The 334-nt window shown below is 52.7% G+C and carries 1 protein-coding gene; it reads left to right on the top strand.

Annotated features, from left to right (window positions below; translation table 11 throughout):
* A partial coding sequence (locus HBA93_RS19825) for an ABC transporter permease (RefSeq protein WP_221724428.1) occupies nt 1–334 on the top strand: 334 nt, incomplete at both ends.

Genomic DNA, 334 nt, shown 5'->3' with positions numbered 1-334 from the left:
GGCAATCTGTCTGGCGGCGATTTTTTCACCATCCTTATGGATTGTGGCAATGGTGATTGCCTTTGTGAACTGGGTGCAGACCGCACGCGTTATCTTCACCCAGACCTCCTCACTGGCAGAACGTGATTATATTGCAGCTGAGAAAACACTGGGCGCTGGGCATGGCCGCATTCTGTTTCTGCATATTCTTCCGCATCTGATCCCGACCCTGATTGTCTGGGGCACGCTGGGTATTTCTACCACCGTATTGCTGGAAGCGACTTTGTCCTACTTGGGCGTTGGCGTGCAGCCGCCGACACCATCCTGGGGCAATATTATCTTCGAAAATCAGACC

Origin of the sequence: Ochrobactrum sp. SFR4, from assembly GCF_019730395.1 — a bacterium.
GTDB lineage: Bacteria > Pseudomonadota > Alphaproteobacteria > Rhizobiales > Rhizobiaceae > Pseudochrobactrum.
This window is presented reverse-complemented; position numbering and strand designations above follow the sequence as displayed.